Below are 16,596 nucleotides of genomic sequence, written 5' to 3' on the forward strand. Positions count from 1 at the left end.
TTGTCTCCTCAGTTGACTGTGGTCTTGACCGGGGCAAGTGTCCGAATCCGATCGACCGTCAATCGTCATTAGGTTGCGATTGCGAAGAGATTCACCGTTTATTCATCCCCAGACTGTTGCCTGGACACGTCGTTGTGCAGCTCCACCCTACCTTTTAGAGCCAATTTGGCACAGGGGTGGGCGGACGGCGTTTTCAATTCGTGATGAGTTGCCCAGTTCTCGCACAGGCATCCCAGTCAGCGTTGGTACGGTTGACTGGTGGATCTAGAACCTGAGGAGAAGCCAGCAGGGGAGCCGGCGGCTCCGAATTCCGGCGACGATTCCGGGACTCAAGCGAATCCCGCAAAGCCCGCGGGGGCTGCGCCCCGGGCACGCCGACCTGCTGCTCCACGGGTGAATTCCGACGCCTCCGCCTCGTCCGCGAAGGCGGCCCAGCGCACCCCCGCATCCCGCACGCCCAACCCGCGCACGCCCGCGGCACGGCCATCGGCCGCGAAGCCTGCGACGCCCCGGAGTTCCGCGGCTAAGGAGACGTCCTCCTCGGGAGCCACCGCTCAAACTCCGCCAACGAAGCCCGCCGCGCCCAAATCGAGTGCTGTGAGGGCGACAACTCCGCGGACGACCCGCCCGAAAGCGCCAGCCCAGGCTGCCACCGCACCAGAGACGCCGACCACCGACGATCCCACGGCCCCCCACTCGGCTGTCCCCGCGACTGAAGCACCAGAGCCGGTCGTGCCCGAGAGTCCCGAGCCCGTTTCCGCCGAAACCACAGCCGCTGGCGCGCAAAGTGTCGAGCCGACGGCGACCCCGGCCGTGTCGGGGATTCCGCGGGCGACGCGACCTCGCTCCTCCATTCCGCGGTCGACGATCCCGCGCTCGACGACCCCACGTTCGACGATCCCGCGCTCGACCTCGGTGCGCGCTCCCGCTCCCGCTCCCGCTCCCGCTCCCGTGGAACCCCCGCCTGCTGGTCGCGCGAAGCCGACCACGACCGCCGTCCAACCGTCGCCGGACGAGACGGTCCCCGACGACATCCTCGCCCCGTCCGCTGCCAGCGCGGGCGCGGCCGTTGCGGTCGGGCAGCCCGTGCTGGTGGTCTCCGACCTGGTGAAGCGGTTCGCCGATACCGTCGCGGTGAATCACGTGAGCCTCAGGGTGCCCGCGGGCACCATGTTCGGAATCGTCGGTCCGAATGGAGCGGGGAAGACCACGACACTGTCGATGGTGACCGGTCTCCTCCGCCCGGATGAGGGATCCATCCTCGTGCACGGGGCGGACGTCTGGATGGATCCGGCGGCCGCCAAGCGTGCCATGGGAGTGCTTCCCGACAGACTGCGGCTCTTCGACCGCCTCACCGGGAGCCAGCTCCTCTACTACGCGGGCACGCTCCGCGGGCTCGACGCACGAACAGTGAAGCAGCGCTCCACCGACCTGGCGGTCGCCTTCGGCCTGGAGGATGCCCTCGGACGCCTCGTCTCCGACTACTCGGCTGGAATGACCAAGAAGATCGCACTGGCCTGCGCGATGATCCATTCGCCGCGGTTGCTGGTGCTCGACGAACCCTTCGAGTCCGTCGATCCGGTTTCCGCGGCGAATATCACGACGATCTTGCAGCGCTATGTCGCTGCCGGCGGCACCGTGGTGCTGTCGAGCCACAGCATGGACCTGATCCAGCGCATCTGCGACCTCGTGGCGATCGTCGTGAGCGGCGAGGTGCTGACCACCGGCACGATGGAGGATGTGCGTGGCGGCGGTTCGCTCGAGGAGAGATTCCTCGAACTCGCGGGTGGGCGCAAGACTGCGGAGGGCATGGAGTGGTTGCACAGTTTCTCGGACTGAAGCTGCGGCTGCTCGCGAATACGTTTCGCCGTAGTCCGCTGCAGGTCTTCGGAATCGTCGTCGGCCTGCTCTATGCGATCGGAGCGACCGGGTTCACGGTTGCCGGCTTCGCGTCCCTCCGCCGGGTGGAACCGGTGCTGGCGGGCGACATCACCGTGGCCGTCGGGTCCGCGATCGTGCTCGGATTCCTGCTCGTGCCTCTCGCCCTCGGCGCGGACAACAGCCTCGACCCTCGATCGTTCTCCCTGTTCGGCATACCCGCGAATCGTCTCGCGGCAGTTCTCGCCCTGGCGGGGCTCGTCGGGCTTCCGTCACTCGCGATCGCCGCAGTCGCCATCGCGCAGGTGGTGACCTGGGCACGGGATCCGCTGTCCGTGATCATCGCTCTCTTCTCTGCGGTGCTGATTTTCGCCACCTGCCTTCTCGCTGCACGAGTCTCCAGTTCGGTCGCCTCCCTCCTGTTGGCCACCCGCCGCGCTCGAGAGCTGACGACGCTCATCATGCTCGTGGTTCTCGTGCTTCTCGCCCCGGCGATCGCGCTGCTCGCTTCCGTCGACTGGGATCGTGGCGGGCTGGACGCTCTCAAATCCGTGGCGGATGTTGCGGGCTGGACGCCGATCGGGGCGGCCTGGTCTGCGCCAGCCGAAGCCGCATCCGGCAATGCCGGAGGGGCCGTGCTGAAGCTCCTCATCGCCGCTGCGACCGCCGGGCTGCTCTGGGTGGCCTGGCGCGCCCTGGTGGGATGGCTGCTCGTGGCCCCTCAGCGACGCGAGCGAGCCTCGAACTACGTGGGTCTCGGCTGGTTCGGTCGTCTGCCGGACTCTCCCGTCGGCGCGATCGCCGCCCGCAGCATCACTTACTGGATCCGCGATGCCCGGTACCACACGACTCTCCTGGCCGTGCCGGTCGCGCCGCTGCTGTTCGTGGTCGTGCTCGCGGTCGCCGGTGTATCCGTCAGCGTGCTCGCTCTCCTCCCGGTTCCCGTGATGTGCCTGTTCCTGGCCTGGTCAATGCACAACGACGTCGCCAGCGACAGTTCGGCCGTGTGGCTTCACCTCGCGTCGAATACCTCGGGATGGGCTGACCGGCTCGGGAGAATGGTGCCGGCCCTGGTGATCGGCATCCCGCTGATCGCGATCGGGTCTCCGATCGCCGCCGCGATCTCCGGCGACGACGGGGTGCTCCCCTCGCTGATCGGGGTCAGCTCCAGTCTGCTGCTGGCCGGACTCGGTCTGTCGAGCGTGGTCTCTGCACGCTTTCCCTACCCATCGGTGCGCCCGGGCGACAGCCCCTACGCGCAGCCCCAGGCGAGCGGCACCGGCGCGGGTCTCATCCAGTCCCTCACCTTCTTCGCGGCGATCGCGCTGTCGGCGCCCGCTCTCTGGTTCGCCGTGCAGGGCCTCCTGCATCCCGGTGTGACCAGCTGGTCGACGTTCTCACTCCTGGTCGGGCTGGGGATGGGGCTGGTCCTGCTCGCCCTCGGGGTGCTCTGGGGCGGACGCATCTACAGTCGTCGGTCGCCGGAGCTGCTCGCATTCACGCTGCGACACTGACTCCTCACCGCTGGGCTCTTTACCGGTAAGGGCTCTCGCGCACGCGTAAAATGGCGTCATGAGCGGCGATACACAACAGGGCGGCGGCGGTACGGACACGCTTGACCGCGAACTCGAAGAACTCCTGAACCAGGAGCAGATCGAAGAGGGCGACCACGAGCGCTTCTCCCATTACGTGCAGAAAGAGAAGATCCTCGCGTCGGCCCTGAGCGGCAAGCCCGTGATCGCGCTCTGCGGCAAGGTGTGGACGCCGGGGCGCGATCCGGAGAAGTTCCCCGTGTGCCCGACCTGCAAAGAGATCTACGACGGACTGAAGAAGTAACCGGAGACGGTGCGGCCCGGCGCAGTGGGTGACGGGCGCAGTGGGCCTCAGGCGTAGCGGGTCGGGATCACCGGGTCGCCGCGACCGAGGCGGAATGCCTCCTCCGGCAGTTCAGCGATCGCCGCCGCGCGGTGCTCCCGGGCGAGCCGCGTTCCGGCCTCCCCGCGGTACTTCTCCACGGCGACCCCGTCGACAACCAGCGGCACGAGCAGGGGCCGGTGAGCGGATGTCGCGGCCTCCGGCTTCCCGACGTGGATGACCTCGGCACTCGCCGTGCCCGCGGCGGTGAACTCGCGCACGGGAAACTTGCGACCGCCGATCGACACCTTCTCCGGGGACTTCTTTGCGACGGAGATCCAGTCGCCCGCGGCGTCCTTGCGCGCCACGAGCTTGTAGACGAGACCGGCGGCGGGGGAGCCGGACCCGGTGACCACCGAGGTGCCGACGCCGTAGGAGTCGACCGGTGCGGCCCGGAGGGCCGCGATCGTGAACTCGTCGAGGTCGTTCGTCACCGTGATCCTGGTATTGACCGCACCGAGCGCATCGAGTTGGCGGCGCACCGCTGCGACCTGCTCCGGCAGGTCACCGCTGTCGATCCGCACGGCGCCGAGTCCGGTTCCCGCGACCCGGACCGCGAGATCGACGGCGGCGGTGACGTCGTAGGTGTCGACGAGGAGGGTGGTGCCGGGGCCGAGGGCAGCGACCTGGGCTCGGAAGGCATCCTCCTCGGTGTCGTGCAGAAGGGTGAAGGAGTGCGCCGAGGTGCCCATCGTCGGCACACCCCAGCTCCGGCCGGCCTCGAGGTTGCTCGTCGCAGCGAAGCCGGCGATGAAGGCCGCGCGGGCGGCGGCGACGGCGGCGCGCTCACCGGTGCGCCGCGATCCCATCTCCGCGAGAGGACGGCCGCTCGCGGCGGAGACCATGCGGGAGGCGGCCGTTGCCACCGCCGAGTCGTAGTTGAGCACACTGAGGGCGAGGGTCTCGAGAATCACGGCCTCGGCGAAGGTGCCTTCGACGACGAGGATGGGGGAGCCGGGAAAGTAGACCTCGCCCTCCTGGTAGCCGGAGATGCTGCCGGTGAAGCGGTAGTCGGCCAGCCAGTCGAGAGCGCGGTCGTAGACGACGTCGTTGTCGCGCAACCAGTCGAGTTCACGGTCGGTGAAGCGGAAGTCGTCGATCAGATCGAGCAGCCGCCCGGTGCCGGCGACGATTCCGTAGCGACGCCCACCGGAGAGACGGCGTGCGAAGACCTCGAACACGCAGTCGCGATCGTGAGTGCCGGCGCGGATGGCGGCGTTCAGCATCGTGAGCTCGTAGCGGTCGGTCAGCAGCGAAGATACGGCATCGGTCACGAGTGCCAGCCTAGCCAGCAGTTCGCTCGTGTACCGTGACACCGATGGAACGCACCCGTTGGATCTTCGCCGGCCAACTGGGCGATTCGTTCGACGATGGCGGGCGGATGCTGCTGGTCGAGTCCCGCGCCGCGCTGCGCCGTGCTCCGCTCCATCGGGCCAAGGCTCACCTCATCCTCTCGGCGATCCGCCACCGGGCCGCCGAGCTCGGGGACCGGGTGGAGTTCCACCAGGTCGAGCACTACCGGGACGTGGTGGAGGGGCGTGACGACCTCGAAGTTGTCGATCCGACCTCCTATGCGGCGAGGCGCCTCGTGCGATCGGTCGGAGCGACAGTGCTGCCGAGCCGTGGCTTCGTCACGAGTGAGGCGGATTTCGCCGAGTGGGCGGATGCCCGAAAGGGTCGCCCGATCATGGAGGACTTCTACCGTTGGGTGCGTGGTCGCACGGGCATCCTGCAGGACGGCGATGCTCCCGCCGGCGGCCAGTGGAACTTCGACCACGAGAACCGCCAGCCCCCGCCGAAGCGGGCCCTCACCCTCGGTCTGCCCGAACCGTGGTGGCCCGAGGAAGATGACATCGACCGGGGGGTGCGGGCCGATCTCGATCGCTGGCAGGCCGCCGGCGAGGTCACCCTCGTGGGTGACGACGGCCCGCGGCGATTCTCGGCGACCACGGGGGAGGCGCGGCTGGCCCTCGACGACTTCATCGAGAGTCGCCTCGGCGACTTCGGCCCGTTCGAGGATGCCACGCTCACCGGGGACTGGACGATGGCGCACTCCCTGCTCAGCGCGCCGCTCAACCTCGGCTTGCTCGATCCGCGTGAGGTGATCGACCGGGTCGAGGCCGAGTACCGCGCCGGGAAGGCCCCGATCGGCAGCGTCGAGGGCATCGTGCGCCAGCTGTGCGGCTGGCGCGACTGGGTGTGGCACCTGTACTGGCGGCTGGGCGAGGACTACGTGAACAGCAACGCCCTCGCCGCGACGGAGCCGATTCCCCGCGCGGTGCTGGAGCTCGAGGCATCCGCCATCGAAGCCAACTGCCTGAGCCAGACGATCGGCGGGGTGCGCGAGCACGGCTGGGCCCACCACATCCAGAGGCTCATGATCATCGGCAACTGGGCGCTCCAGCGCGGCTACGACCCGAAGCAGATGAACGAGTGGTTCATCGGGATGTTCGTTGACGGCACCCCCTGGGTGATGCCCGCGAACGTCGTCGGCATGAGCCTGTTCGCCGATGGAGGCATCGTCGGCACCAAGCCCTATGCGGCCGGGGGCGCCTATGTCAACAGGATGACGGACTACTGCGGCGGCTGTCGATTCGACCCGAAGGTGCGACTCGGCCCGAACGCCTGCCCGGTGACCGCCGGCTACTGGGCATTCCTCGACCGGGTGGAACCGCAGATCCGCGGCAACTTCCGCATGGCGCAGCCGCTCGCCGGCCTCCGACGGCTGAGCGACCGCGAGCAGGTGGTCGACCAGGAACGGCGGCGCACCGCCCTGTAGGGCATCCCGCGTAAACTCGGTCCCTATGGATGACGCGCCGATCGGGATCTTCGACTCCGGGGTCGGCGGTCTCACGGTGGCCCGCGCGGTGCTCGACCAGCTGCCCAACGAATCGCTCGTCTACGTCGGCGATACCGCACACTCGCCGTACGGCCCCAAGCCCATCGCCGACGTGCGGCGTTACACGCTCGAGGTGCTCGACGATCTGGTCGCGCAGGGCGTGAAGATGCTCGTGATCGCGTGCAACACGGCCTCGGCGGCCATGCTGCGGGATGCTCGGGAGCGATACACCCAGGCCCTGGGCATCCCGGTCGTGGAGGTCATCCAGCCCGCCGTGCGTGCTGCGGTTCGGCAGACCCGCAACGGCCGGGTCGGGGTGATCGGCACCGTCGGCACCATCACCTCCCGGGCCTACGACGACGCCTTCGCCGCGGCACCGCACCTCACCCTGTTCAGCGAGGCGTGCCCCCGATTCGTCGAATTCGTCGAGGCCGGGGTGACGAGCGGTCCGGAACTGTTCGAGGTCGCCGAGCACTACCTCGCACCGCTCAAGCACGCCGGAGTCGACACGCTCGTGCTCGGCTGCACGCACTACCCGCTGATGTCCGCCGCTATCCAGTACGTGATGGGGGAGGATGTCAGCCTCGTCTCGAGCGCGGAGGAGACGGCCTTCGACGTCTATCGCACCCTCGTGCGGCACGGCCTCGAACGCGAAGCAGGTGTCGCACCCACCCACGTCTTCGAGGCGACCGGTGACTCCCCGCTGGAGTTCACCCGCCTGGTGCGTCGTTTTCTCGGGCCGGAGGTCTCCACGGTCGAACTCGTCGAGACCGGCGCTCTCACCCTTCCCACCCTCAAACAGAAAGGCGGCACCGCATGACCGCATCAGGACCCCGCATCGATGGCCGTGAGCTCGACCAGCTGAGGCCGGTCACCATCGAGCGTGGCTGGAGCGACCAGGCCGAGGGATCCGCCCTCATCTCCTTCGGGCGCACGAGGGTGCTCTGCACCGCGTCCTTCACCAACGGCGTTCCGCGCTGGATGACCGGGAGGGGCAAGGGCTGGGTCACCGCCGAGTACTCGATGCTTCCCCGTTCCACCAACGACCGGATGGATCGCGAATCGGTGAAGGGCAAGATCGGCGGGCGCACCCACGAGATCTCCCGGCTCATCGGCCGGTCGCTGCGTGCCGTCGTGGATATGAAGGCCCTCGGTGAGAACACCATCGTGATCGACTGCGACGTTCTGCAGGCCGATGGCGGCACGCGCACCGCGGCGATCACGGGTGCCTACGTTGCCCTTGCCGACGCACTCGAGTGGGGCCGCACCAAGAAGTTCATCGGCCAGAAGGCCGTGCCGCTCATCGACAGCGTCGCTGCAGTCTCCGTCGGCATCATCGACGGCACCCCGATGCTCGACCTCGCCTACACCGAGGACGTGCGTGCCGAGACAGACATGAACGTCGTCGTCACGGGACGCGGCCTCTTCGTCGAAGTGCAGGGCACGGCCGAGGGCGCGCCGTTCGACCGAACCGAGCTGAACGCCCTCCTCGACCTCGCCCTCGGTGGTGGGGCCGACCTGACCAGACTTCAGGTGGAGAGTCTCGCTCGATGACCACGGTGCTTGTTCCCCTGGTGCTCGCCACCCACAACGCGCACAAGGTCATCGAACTCCGAAGGATTCTCGGGCGCAGGCTCGACGGGATCGACCTCAGGGCCTACGACGGGCCCGAACCGGTGGAGGATGGCGACACCTTCGAGGTGAACGCGCTGATCAAGGCACGGGCGGCATCCGCCCACACCGGTTTCGCCGCGATCGCGGATGACTCCGGAATCGCGGTCGCGGCTCTCGGAGGCGCCCCTGGCATCCATTCGGCTCGCTACGCCGGCACGCGGGACGATGCGGACAACGTGCGCCTTCTCGTCAAGAACCTCGAGGGGGTGGATGACCGCGCCGCCGAGTTCCTCTGCGCCGCAGCGCTCGTGCTGCCCGACCGCCGCGAGAGAGTCGAGCTCGGCCGCTGGCCCGGCACCGTGCTGCGCGAGCCGGTCGGCGCTGGCGGCTTCGGCTACGATCCCGTGTTCAAGCCGGCCGGCTACAACGTCTCCGCCGCGGAGCTGCACCCGGACGAGAAGAACGCGGTCAGCCATCGCTCTCTCGCCTTCGAGGCCCTGATGCCGATCGTGCGCGACCTGCTGCTCGGCCAGCCGACCTAGAATTCGGGGATGACCGCCACCGCCCGCAGCACCCGCCCGGCGGCCCGCGGCCTCTTTCTTCTCGGCCCTGCTTTTGTGGCGGCGATCGCCTACGTCGATCCCGGCAATGTCGCTGCGAATATCAGCGGGGGCGCGCGGTACGGGTACCTGCTGGTCTGGGTGCTGGTGTCCGCAAGCCTCATGGCGGCACTGATCCAGTACCACTCCGCCAAGCTCGGCCTGGTGAGCGGCCGCTCCCTTCCGGAGCTCCTCGGTGACCGGATGCGAGACCGCTCCCGCCGATTGTTCTGGGCGCAGGCGGAACTCGTGGCCGCAGCCACGGACCTTGCCGAGGTGATCGGTGGCGCGATCGCGCTCAACCTGCTGTTCGGCCTTCCGCTCTTCCTCGGCGGCATGATCGTCGGCGCCGTGTCGCTCGGTCTCCTCGCCGTACAGTCGCGCTACGGCCAACGGCCGTTCGAATCGGTGATCATCGGTCTGCTCGCGATCATCGCGGTCGGATTCCTCGCTGGACTGTTCATCACCCCGCCGGACGGCACCGCCGTGCTCGGTGGCCTCGTGCCGCGATTCGAGGGCCCCGGCTCTGTGCTGCTCTCGGCGAGCATGCTCGGCGCCACCGTCATGCCGCACGCCATCTACGTGCACTCGGCGCTGGCCAGGGACCGCCACGGACACGTGACCGCCCCGGAGGCCCGACGCCGCATCCTGCGTGTCACCCGGTGGGACGTGATCATCGCCCTCGGCATCGCCGGACTGGTCAATGTCGGGATGCTGCTCCTCGCCGCGGTCAACCTGCGCGGGATCGGCGCGACCGACACCATCGCGGGAGCCCACACGGCCATTGGAACCGCGCTCGGACCGGGGATCGCCCTGGTCTTCGCCATCGGGCTCCTCGCCTCCGGTCTCGCCTCCACCTCGGTGGGAAGCTACGCGGGAGCCACGATCATGGCCGGGCTGCTCAAGCGCCGCGTCCCCGTGTTCGTGCGCCGAGTGGTCACCCTGGTGCCGGCGGTCGCGCTTCTCGCGGCGGGCATCGACCCGACCTGGGCTCTGGTGGTGAGCCAGGTGTTCCTGAGCTTCGGCATCCCCTTCGCCCTCATCCCCCTGCTGAGGCTGACCAACGATCCCGGGGTGATGGGGGAGCAGGCCAACCGGCGACCGGCCCGATGGGCGATGTCGCTCATCGTGGTGTTGGTGATCGCCCTGAACCTGGCGCTCGTCTGGCTCACGATCACGGGATAGGCCCGGGCGCGGTACCGTTGAACCCGCCATGACTGACGATTCCGCATCCACCGTCCAGATCGACGATTCCCCCGGGGACCGCATCACCGCCGCCGTCGCGCGCTTCGGCGAGCAGGCGGTGGTCGACCGTTCCGCCTCGCTGCTCATGGGGGGTAACGAGGGCGAGGAGTTCTTGCTCATCGTTGGCGGGCGTCACGCCCAGGGCGTGCTGGATGGAGCCCCGCCCCTCTACTGGCCAGAGGTCTGGGGCGCACGGGCTCTCACCTTCGTGTGGGCCGACTCCGCGGCATCCGCCGTGCATCGCGGACTCGGCGACCAGGCCTGGCGGGTGCGCGAGATGTGCGCCCGCGCTACCTTCATCCGCCGGCTCGACGAGCAGGAAGCCCTCACGGCGATGCTGTCCGACGAGGTGGCGCGAGTGCGCGGTGCCGCCGCGCGGGCTCTCGGCGAAGTAGGGGATGCCAGCCACCTGCCAGCCCTCACCGTGCTGCTCAAGGACGACGAGAAGGAAGTGCGCCGCTCCGCCCACGATGCGATGGTGCGTCTCGAGAAGCGCACCACCGCACCGTAACGACTGGCGGTAGCGCTACTCGTAGCGCAGGGAATCGATGGGGTCCTGGCGCGCCGCCTTCGCGGCGGGAAGGGTGCCGGCGACGAAGGCGATCGCCATCACGACGAGGATGATCGTGGCGATCGACCCGGGGCTGAACGCGATCAGCGTGAGGCCGGGAAGGGCCGAGAAGACCGATCCCGAGAGCGCCGCGCTCACGCCGGTGCCGACGAGGATGGCGATCCCGGCCCCGATCGCACTGCCGAGGAAGCCGATGAAGACCGCTTCGAAGCTGAAGAGGCCGAACACCTTGCCGCCGCCCATGCCCATCGCCTTCATCAACCCGATCTCCTTGGTGCGTTCCTGCACCGACATCAGCAGGGTGTTGACGATGCCGAAGCTCGCCGCGAGCAGAGCGATCACCGCGAAGGCGTTGAGCACGAGCACTATCGCGTCGATCACCGTCTTGAAGGTGCCGATCTGGTCCGCGACAGTCTGGCCCTCGTAGCCGGCCTTCGTGAGGCGGTCCTTCAGCTGGGTGACCTCTGAGGGTGTCGCGGCGGAATCGAATCGCACGGATGCCTGCGAGTAGCGGTCCTTCGCCGACCCGGTGAGACCGACGCTCTGGGTATCGAAGAGCTTCTGCGTGAGCGCGGAGTTGGTGGTCGCCACGTCAGCGACCGCGCCGAGGCTGGCGTCGGAGATGCCCACGATGGTCGCATCGACGGTGGAGGATTTCTGCGCGGCATCCGTCACGCCGATCTTCACCATCGTGCCGATGGCAGCGGAGTTGCTGGAGAGGCCGAGGGCCTTCACGTACGACTTCGCCACCACGATCTGGGACTCGCTCGAGGTGGAGCTCGGTTGCGCCCCCGCGGCGAGCTGGAGCTTGATGCCGGGCACCGCGCCGCTCGCGTTGAGCGCGTATTTCGTGCCGGATCCGACCTGGATGTAGTTGGGGCTGATGGACAGCGTCGGTTGCACCGACTTCACACCCTTCAGGGCCGTGATGGTGCTGATGTCGCTGGGCGTCAACGCCTGAACGGTGCTGCCGGGACGACCAGCGCTGGAGGCGAGGAGGTCGGGGTTGTACTTCTTCGGCCCTGAGGTGGTCGCATCGGTGCCCACCTTCGTCACGGTGAGCACGTCCTGGGCGCCGATGGCCGCGACGGTGGTGTTGATGTAGTCGTTGATGCCTGTGCCGAGACCGTTGGTGATGGTGAGGGTGAAGGCACCGATGAAGATGGCGATCACCGTGAGCGTGGTGCGGAGCTTGCTGCGGAAGCTGTTCTCGATCGCCGTGCCGATCACGTCGATGGTCCTCATGCGGCCACCGCGCTCTCGGAGTCGACGATGAGACCGTCGCGGATGTAGATGCGCCGGTCGCACCGGGCCGCGAGGTCTGCGTCGTGGGTCACGACGATGAGGGTGATCCCCTTGTCCCGGTTGAGTCCGAACAGGATGTCTTCGACCACTGCACCGGTCGCGCTATCGAGGTTTCCGGTCGGTTCATCAGCGAAGATGATGCGCGGATCGTTGACGAGGGCCCGCGCGATCACCGCCCGCTGTTTCTGGCCCCCCGAGAGGTCGCTCGCTTTGTTGGTGGCCTTGTCTTCGAGCTCCAACTGGGCGAGAGCGGCCCGTCCGCGGCGCTTGCGGTCGCGCACGCCGACACCGGCGATCTTCAGCGGGAGGATCACGTTCTCGAGGACCGAGGCGCCACCGGTGAGGAAGAACTGCTGGAACACGAATCCGAAGGTGCGATTGCGGGTGACGTTGAGGGTGCGGCCGGTGAGGAGGAGGGCATCCGATCCCGAGAGCTCGATGGACCCTCCGCTCGGCCGATCGAGCAGCGCGAGGAGGTGCATGAGCGTGGACTTGCCGGATCCGCTCTTGCCGACGATGGCGACGGACTCGCCCTCGTAGATCTCGAGCGACACACCTTTGAGCGCATCGAAACGACCGGGCCCCCGGCCGTAGGACTTGGTGACATCGCGCGCCGCGAGAATCGGTACCGGCATGAGGGGAGGGCTCCTTGGTAGGGGTGTGCGACCAGCTTGCACCCTCGACGGCCCCCGGACGGCATCCTCTCGGACGAATCCCGGCTACTCCCGGGGGCGTAGGACCTGTCGGTCAGTCCTTCTTCTGGTCGAAGTACTTCTGGTCGATCGTCACTTCGGCATCGGTCGGAATGGGCACCGCACGGCCGGAAAGCCGGGCGGCCCTTCGTGCCTTCAGCCTCGACTGGAAGAGGTGGAAGAGGGTGGGGATGAGCGTGAGAAGCACCACGGCGAGCAGCACGAGATCCACGTACTTGATGACGAAATCGGCCACGGGCTTGATGTTGCCGAGCAGGAAGCCGAGCGTCGTCACTCCGCCGCCCCAGACGAAGGCGCCGATCGCGTTGTAGAGCGAATACTTGCGGTAGTTCATCTTTCCGACACCGGCCGCGATCGGCGCGAAGGTGCGTACGATCGGTACGAATCGGGCGAAGATGACGGCAGAGCCACCGAACCGTTCGAAGAACGCGTTGGTGCGCTTCACGTTCGCGATGCTGAAGAGCCCCGTCTCCTTGCGCTCGAAGATGCGCGGTCCGGCCTTCTTGCCGATGTAGTAGCCGACCTCGCCGCCGATGAATGCCGCGAGGCCGATGGCGAGTCCCACCCACCAGATCTGGATCTGGATGGTGCCGGTGAAGGTGAGCAGGCCGGTGATGAGAAGGAGGGTGTCGCCGGGGAAGATGAAACCGATGAGCAGGCCGGTTTCGGCGAAGATGATCGCGCACACCAGCAGCAGCGCCCACGGTCCTGCCTGGTGGATCAGCAGGGTGGGATCGAGCCACGGAACGAGTGCGTTGTGCAGCAAGGCGAGGTACTCCAGTCGTCTGTTGGTGTCAGGGTAGTCGATGACCGCGCCGTGGGGCTGGGCGGCGACGACATCGCCCGGGGAAACGCTGTGCGGAAGAAGGGACTTGAACCCTCACGCCTTGCGGCACAGGTACCTAAAACCTGCGTGTATACCAATTTCACCACTCCCGCGAGTGCGCCCCAAGTGTACCGGGCCGGGTCTGCGAGGGCCGATTACAGCCTGCGCCGAAAGTCGGTCGAAGAAATCAGTCCGCAGATGTATCTGTGGGGGCTTGCCGCGCTCCTGAGGGGTGATGAGAATTCAATCCATGACTGACAACGACTCCGTCCGCGGCCGACCCGAGGGCCACCGGACGGAGTCGCATGTCATCTGGGATGATTCCGCGGCGGCTTTCAGCCGTTGGCTCTCCGGCGATCCCGGAGCGATGGATGAGTTGGTCCACACCATGACACCCGTTCTCTGGCAGGTCGTCCGCGCCTATGGTCTTGCCCAGGACCAGGCGCAGGATGTCGTTCAGACCACATGGCTGACACTCGTTCAACGCTCCGGGTCGATCGCCGACCCCCATGCCATCGCCGCCTGGCTCCTCACGACCGCGCGCCGTGAGGCCTGGCGGGTATCCAAACGCAGTGCCGCGAGCATCCCCGTCTCAGACGAGGTGCTCGAAGCGGTGACCGAAGACGAGGCGTCCGCCGAAGACGTGGCCATCGCGCGGGACGGCGAGAACCGCTTGTGGGGCTGTGTGCGAGAGCTGTCCGAGCGATGCCAACGACTGCTGCGCATCGTGGCCTTCGAGCAGCGGCCCGATTACTCCAGAATCGCGAAGGACCTGGGCATGCCGATGGGGAGCATCGGCCCGACCCGTGCACGCTGTCTGTCGAAGCTCCGGGATGCCCTCGAGCTGATGGAAGGTGCATGATGTCGATCCGCGATCACTCTCCGCTCTCTGACGAGGACCTGTTTTCCCGCCTTCGAAGGCTGTGGCGGCAGCGCGATCCGATGCCGGCCGGGCTGGTGGACGATGTGCTCGTCGCGCTTGCGACGCGCGACCTTGGTGTGGAGTACGCCATGCTCACCATGCTCGAGTCGAGCGGGGCGGCGGTCGGGGTGCGCGGGGTCTCCGATGTGCAGCTTCTCGAATTCGCCCGTGGCACCCGGTCGATCATGCTTCGGGTGAGCGATCTCGGTGACGGCCGACGCCGCGTCGACGGGTGGATCGCGCCCGCCGCGGCCTTGTCGGTGAGGCTCGAGCAGGACGATGATGACTTCACCACCGCTGCGAGTGCCGAGGGGCGTTTCGATTTCCCCGACATTCCCGCGGGACGAACGCGGATGTGGCTCCAGCCCGAGCGCGGGCCGGGGGCCGCGGCTGCGCGGCAGGGTTTCACCACCGACTACTTCACGGTGTGACGGGCACTGCATAGCGAGCACGGGTAACGGAATCGACCAAGGGCAAGGAGATCGGGTTGAGCGAGCAGGGCGGCAGCGAATTGGGCAGCGGCGCATCCCACGGCAGGGCGCGACCCCGTCGCCGTTGGGACGATCGGTATCCGGCCCAGGCGGGCAGGATCCTCGATCCGGCGGCGGTGACTGTCGACGGTATCCGCGCCTATCCGAGCTCGTACATTCCCGATCGCATCCTCGTCTCCACTCTCGCCGACGTCGCAGCGAATGCCGAGCGTCTCGGCCGCGTCGCGGGCGAACTGGGTTGGGACCTGACGCGCGACGAGAGTTTCGCCACCTCCCTGCTGCCGGAGCCGGATGCCTCGCGCCAGGAACGCGTGCGCCGATATCCCTGGGCCACCGGGGTGCTCGGCGTCTCGCGATTCCTGATCACGGCGCGGGTGGGTGAAGCCGTGCCGGCTCCGGATGCCTGGACGCTTCTGCAACGAGCACGCGCGCTGCTCGGCCGCGATGCCGTTCAGGGGGTCGGCCTCGATCACCTGCTCACCGTCGACTCGATCGGCGTGAATCCGTTCCACTCGACCAATCCGTTCCACTCGACTAACCCGTTCCACTCGACGAACCCGTTCCACTCGACGAACCCGGCCGGGTCGAGCGTCGACGTGGGGGCGATCGCCAGTTACGGCTCGCAGGGCAGCGGCGGGCTTCAGCCGGTGGCCTACGCGGGCGCGGCTCCGCATCGTCGCGATCGCACGACCGATGATGGTCGACGACCAGTGGTTGCGACCCTCGACACCGGCTGTGGGCCGCACTCGTGGCTCGATCCGATCGTCAACACCGCGGTTCGACTCGACGGGGTTCCGATCGGTCAGGTCGGGGCGGCCACCGATCCGGAGCTCGACGGCGACCTGGTCGGGCCGTTGGATGGAGCGCTCGACGAGGTCTCGGGTCACGGGACATTCATCGCCGGACTCATCCACCAGGCCTGCCCAGAGGCGGACATCGTGACCTGGCGGGTGGTGGACGCCACCGGCGTGATCGTCGAGTCCGAGCTCGTCGCGGCGCTCACCGCCATCGCGACGCTGATCGGCCGGGCGGCGCAGGGCCGCACCGACGGCTGCGACATCGACGTGTTCTCCCTGTCGATGGGGTACTACCACGAAACGCCAGAGGATGGGCTGTTCGACCCCACGATGTACGAGTTGCTCGCGTCGATGGGGCGCTGCGGAACCGTGGTCGTGTGTTCAGCGGGAAATGACGCGACGGACCGTCCGATGTTCCCCGCCGCGTTCGCGCCGTGGCTGGGCGGGGGAGGGCCGGTGCATCTGGTCGAGGACGCCGTGCCTATCGTCGCCGCGCGGGCCCTCAACCCGAACGGTTCGACAGTGGCGCTGTTCAGTAATGACGGTCCATGGGTCTCGTGCAGCGCCCCGGGCGGCTCCGTCTTCTCGACCATGCCGGCCTTCAACGGAGGCGACCAGCCCCTCGCCCGCGTCTCGAGCGACTTCGGCAGTGGCATCCGAATGCGGGAGTCGATTGATCCGGATGACTTCCGCGGCGGTTTCGCGATCTGGAGCGGCACCTCCTTCGCCGCGCCGCTGATCGCAGGGGCCGTCGCATCCGCGCTCGACGCGGGGCCGCTGCCACAGGCGGGTTCAGGCTCCGTCGCCGAGCGGGTGAAGCTCGCCACAGCCGCCCTGCAGAAGGTCACTGCCGCCGCGCGCTGAGTACTGCCGCCGCGCCAT

The 16,596-nt window shown here is 67.9% G+C and carries 17 protein-coding genes and 1 tRNA gene; 12 read left to right on the forward strand and 6 right to left on the reverse strand.

Going from position 1 to position 16,596, the window contains the following annotated elements; all coding sequences use genetic code 11:
- Positions 1 to 329 precede the first annotated feature (329 nt).
- The gene (locus ABIB54_RS14375; RefSeq protein WP_354576207.1) at positions 330 to 551 is read right to left on the reverse strand and encodes a hypothetical protein; all 222 of its coding nucleotides are present in this window, start codon (positions 549 to 551) and stop codon (positions 330 to 332) included.
- Positions 552 to 951: 400 nt separating this feature from the next.
- On the opposite strand from ABIB54_RS14375, the gene ABIB54_RS14380 reads away from it, so the two are divergent.
- From ABIB54_RS14380 to ABIB54_RS14390, 3 genes are read left to right on the forward strand one after another with little or no spacing between them, the layout of a single operon-like run.
- On the forward strand, positions 952 to 1,839 hold the full coding sequence (locus ABIB54_RS14380; RefSeq protein WP_354576208.1) for an ABC transporter ATP-binding protein: 888 nt from the start codon (positions 952 to 954) through the stop codon (positions 1,837 to 1,839).
- A complete protein-coding gene (locus tag ABIB54_RS14385; protein ID WP_354576209.1) occupies positions 1,815 to 3,392 on the forward strand; it encodes an ABC transporter permease in 1,578 nt (525 codons plus the stop codon). The genes ABIB54_RS14380 and ABIB54_RS14385 overlap by 25 nt, the downstream gene beginning before the upstream one ends.
- 58 nt (positions 3,393 to 3,450) lie before the next feature.
- A complete protein-coding gene (locus tag ABIB54_RS14390; RefSeq protein ID WP_185202991.1) occupies positions 3,451 to 3,714 on the forward strand; it encodes a DUF3039 domain-containing protein in 264 nt (87 codons plus the stop codon).
- A gap of 47 nt (positions 3,715 to 3,761) precedes the next feature.
- On the opposite strand, the gene ABIB54_RS14395 is transcribed toward ABIB54_RS14390, so the two are convergent.
- Entirely contained in the window at positions 3,762 to 5,018 is a 1,257-nt protein-coding gene (locus ABIB54_RS14395) for a nicotinate phosphoribosyltransferase (protein ID WP_502917136.1), read from the reverse strand.
- A 92-nt stretch (positions 5,019 to 5,110) separates the two neighbouring features.
- Between ABIB54_RS14395 and ABIB54_RS14400 the strand changes: the two genes are divergently transcribed.
- From ABIB54_RS14400 to ABIB54_RS14425, 6 genes are read left to right on the forward strand one after another with little or no spacing between them, the layout of a single operon-like run.
- A complete protein-coding gene (locus ABIB54_RS14400; RefSeq protein ID WP_354576211.1) occupies positions 5,111 to 6,571 on the forward strand; it encodes a cryptochrome/photolyase family protein in 1,461 nt (486 codons plus the stop codon).
- 25 nt (positions 6,572 to 6,596) lie between these two features.
- Complete coding sequence (gene murI / locus ABIB54_RS14405; RefSeq protein WP_354576212.1) at positions 6,597 to 7,451, forward strand: glutamate racemase; 855 nt, start codon at positions 6,597 to 6,599, stop codon at positions 7,449 to 7,451.
- Positions 7,448 to 8,185 (forward strand): ribonuclease PH, encoded by a 738-nt coding sequence (gene rph / locus ABIB54_RS14410; RefSeq protein ID WP_354576213.1) that lies wholly within the window; start codon positions 7,448 to 7,450, stop codon positions 8,183 to 8,185. Before murI ends, rph begins: the two co-directional genes overlap by 4 nt.
- Positions 8,182 to 8,787 carry an RdgB/HAM1 family non-canonical purine NTP pyrophosphatase gene (gene rdgB, locus ABIB54_RS14415; RefSeq protein ID WP_354576214.1) on the forward strand — a complete coding sequence of 202 codons (606 nt, stop codon included), beginning with the start codon at positions 8,182 to 8,184 and terminating at the stop codon, positions 8,785 to 8,787. Before rph ends, rdgB begins: the two co-directional genes overlap by 4 nt.
- Positions 8,788 to 8,796: 9 nt before the next feature.
- Positions 8,797 to 10,029: an Nramp family divalent metal transporter gene (locus ABIB54_RS14420; protein ID WP_354576215.1), complete on the forward strand. Its 1,233-nt coding sequence runs from the start codon at positions 8,797 to 8,799 to the stop codon at positions 10,027 to 10,029.
- 28 nt (positions 10,030 to 10,057) lie between these two features.
- The gene (locus tag ABIB54_RS14425) at positions 10,058 to 10,600 is read left to right on the forward strand and encodes a HEAT repeat domain-containing protein (RefSeq protein WP_354576216.1); all 543 of its coding nucleotides are present in this window, start codon (positions 10,058 to 10,060) and stop codon (positions 10,598 to 10,600) included.
- A 15-nt stretch (positions 10,601 to 10,615) separates the two neighbouring features.
- Here the strand turns inward: ABIB54_RS14425 and ABIB54_RS14430 are convergent, their stop codons facing one another.
- The 4 genes from ABIB54_RS14430 to ABIB54_RS14445 form a co-directional block, all read right to left on the reverse strand.
- Positions 10,616 to 11,905 carry an ABC transporter permease gene (locus tag ABIB54_RS14430; protein WP_354576217.1) on the reverse strand — a complete coding sequence of 430 codons (1,290 nt, stop codon included), beginning with the start codon at positions 11,903 to 11,905 and terminating at the stop codon, positions 10,616 to 10,618.
- Positions 11,902 to 12,600, reverse strand: a complete 699-nt coding sequence (locus ABIB54_RS14435) for an ABC transporter ATP-binding protein (RefSeq protein ID WP_354576218.1) — start codon at positions 12,598 to 12,600, stop codon at positions 11,902 to 11,904. The genes ABIB54_RS14430 and ABIB54_RS14435 overlap by 4 nt, the downstream gene beginning before the upstream one ends.
- A 112-nt stretch (positions 12,601 to 12,712) precedes the next feature.
- Positions 12,713 to 13,441, reverse strand: coding sequence for a DedA family protein (locus ABIB54_RS14440; protein ID WP_502917137.1), 729 nt, complete (start codon positions 13,439 to 13,441; stop codon positions 12,713 to 12,715).
- 94 nt (positions 13,442 to 13,535) lie between these two features.
- Positions 13,536 to 13,617: transfer RNA gene (locus ABIB54_RS14445), tRNA-Leu, on the reverse strand.
- Positions 13,618 to 13,754: 137 nt separating this feature from the next.
- On the opposite strand from ABIB54_RS14445, the gene ABIB54_RS14450 reads away from it, so the two are divergent.
- Genes ABIB54_RS14450 through ABIB54_RS14460 form a run of 3 tightly spaced genes read left to right on the forward strand, consistent with a single transcriptional unit; the run spans position 13,755 to position 16,578 of the window.
- Complete coding sequence (locus tag ABIB54_RS14450; RefSeq protein WP_354576220.1) at positions 13,755 to 14,366, forward strand: RNA polymerase sigma factor; 612 nt, start codon at positions 13,755 to 13,757, stop codon at positions 14,364 to 14,366.
- A complete protein-coding gene (locus ABIB54_RS14455; RefSeq protein WP_354576221.1) occupies positions 14,363 to 14,857 on the forward strand; it encodes a hypothetical protein in 495 nt (164 codons plus the stop codon). Before ABIB54_RS14450 ends, ABIB54_RS14455 begins: the two co-directional genes overlap by 4 nt.
- 56 nt (positions 14,858 to 14,913) lie before the next feature.
- Positions 14,914 to 16,578 (forward strand): S8 family peptidase, encoded by a 1,665-nt coding sequence (locus ABIB54_RS14460; RefSeq protein ID WP_354576222.1) that lies wholly within the window; start codon positions 14,914 to 14,916, stop codon positions 16,576 to 16,578.
- Positions 16,579 to 16,596 lie beyond the last annotated feature (18 nt).

The sequence above is a fragment of the Frigoribacterium sp. UYMn621 genome (assembly GCF_040549525.1).
Classification (GTDB): domain Bacteria; phylum Actinomycetota; class Actinomycetes; order Actinomycetales; family Microbacteriaceae; genus Lacisediminihabitans.

What these genes read in the sequence shown, in the direction of transcription:
- ABIB54_RS14390 (WP_185202991.1), top strand. Translation starts at nt 3,451, where the DNA reads ATGAGCGGCGATACACAACAGGGCGGCGGCGGTACGGACACGCTTGAC.
- ABIB54_RS14455 (WP_354576221.1), top strand. Translation starts at nt 14,363, where the DNA reads ATGATGTCGATCCGCGATCACTCTCCGCTCTCTGACGAGGACCTGTTT.
- ABIB54_RS14400 (WP_354576211.1), top strand. Translation starts at nt 5,111, where the DNA reads ATGGAACGCACCCGTTGGATCTTCGCCGGCCAACTGGGCGATTCGTTC.
- murI (WP_354576212.1), top strand. Translation starts at nt 6,597, where the DNA reads ATGGATGACGCGCCGATCGGGATCTTCGACTCCGGGGTCGGCGGTCTC.
- ABIB54_RS14425 (WP_354576216.1), top strand. Translation starts at nt 10,058, where the DNA reads ATGACTGACGATTCCGCATCCACCGTCCAGATCGACGATTCCCCCGGG.
- rdgB (WP_354576214.1), top strand. Translation starts at nt 8,182, where the DNA reads ATGACCACGGTGCTTGTTCCCCTGGTGCTCGCCACCCACAACGCGCAC.
- ABIB54_RS14430 (WP_354576217.1), bottom strand. Translation starts at nt 11,905, where the DNA reads ATGAGGACCATCGACGTGATCGGCACGGCGATCGAGAACAGCTTCCGC.
- ABIB54_RS14420 (WP_354576215.1), top strand. Translation starts at nt 8,797, where the DNA reads ATGACCGCCACCGCCCGCAGCACCCGCCCGGCGGCCCGCGGCCTCTTT.
- ABIB54_RS14450 (WP_354576220.1), top strand. Translation starts at nt 13,755, where the DNA reads ATGACTGACAACGACTCCGTCCGCGGCCGACCCGAGGGCCACCGGACG.
- rph (WP_354576213.1), top strand. Translation starts at nt 7,448, where the DNA reads ATGACCGCATCAGGACCCCGCATCGATGGCCGTGAGCTCGACCAGCTG.
- ABIB54_RS14395 (WP_502917136.1), bottom strand. Translation starts at nt 5,018, where the DNA reads ATGCTGAACGCCGCCATCCGCGCCGGCACTCACGATCGCGACTGCGTG.
- ABIB54_RS14435 (WP_354576218.1), bottom strand. Translation starts at nt 12,600, where the DNA reads ATGCCGGTACCGATTCTCGCGGCGCGCGATGTCACCAAGTCCTACGGC.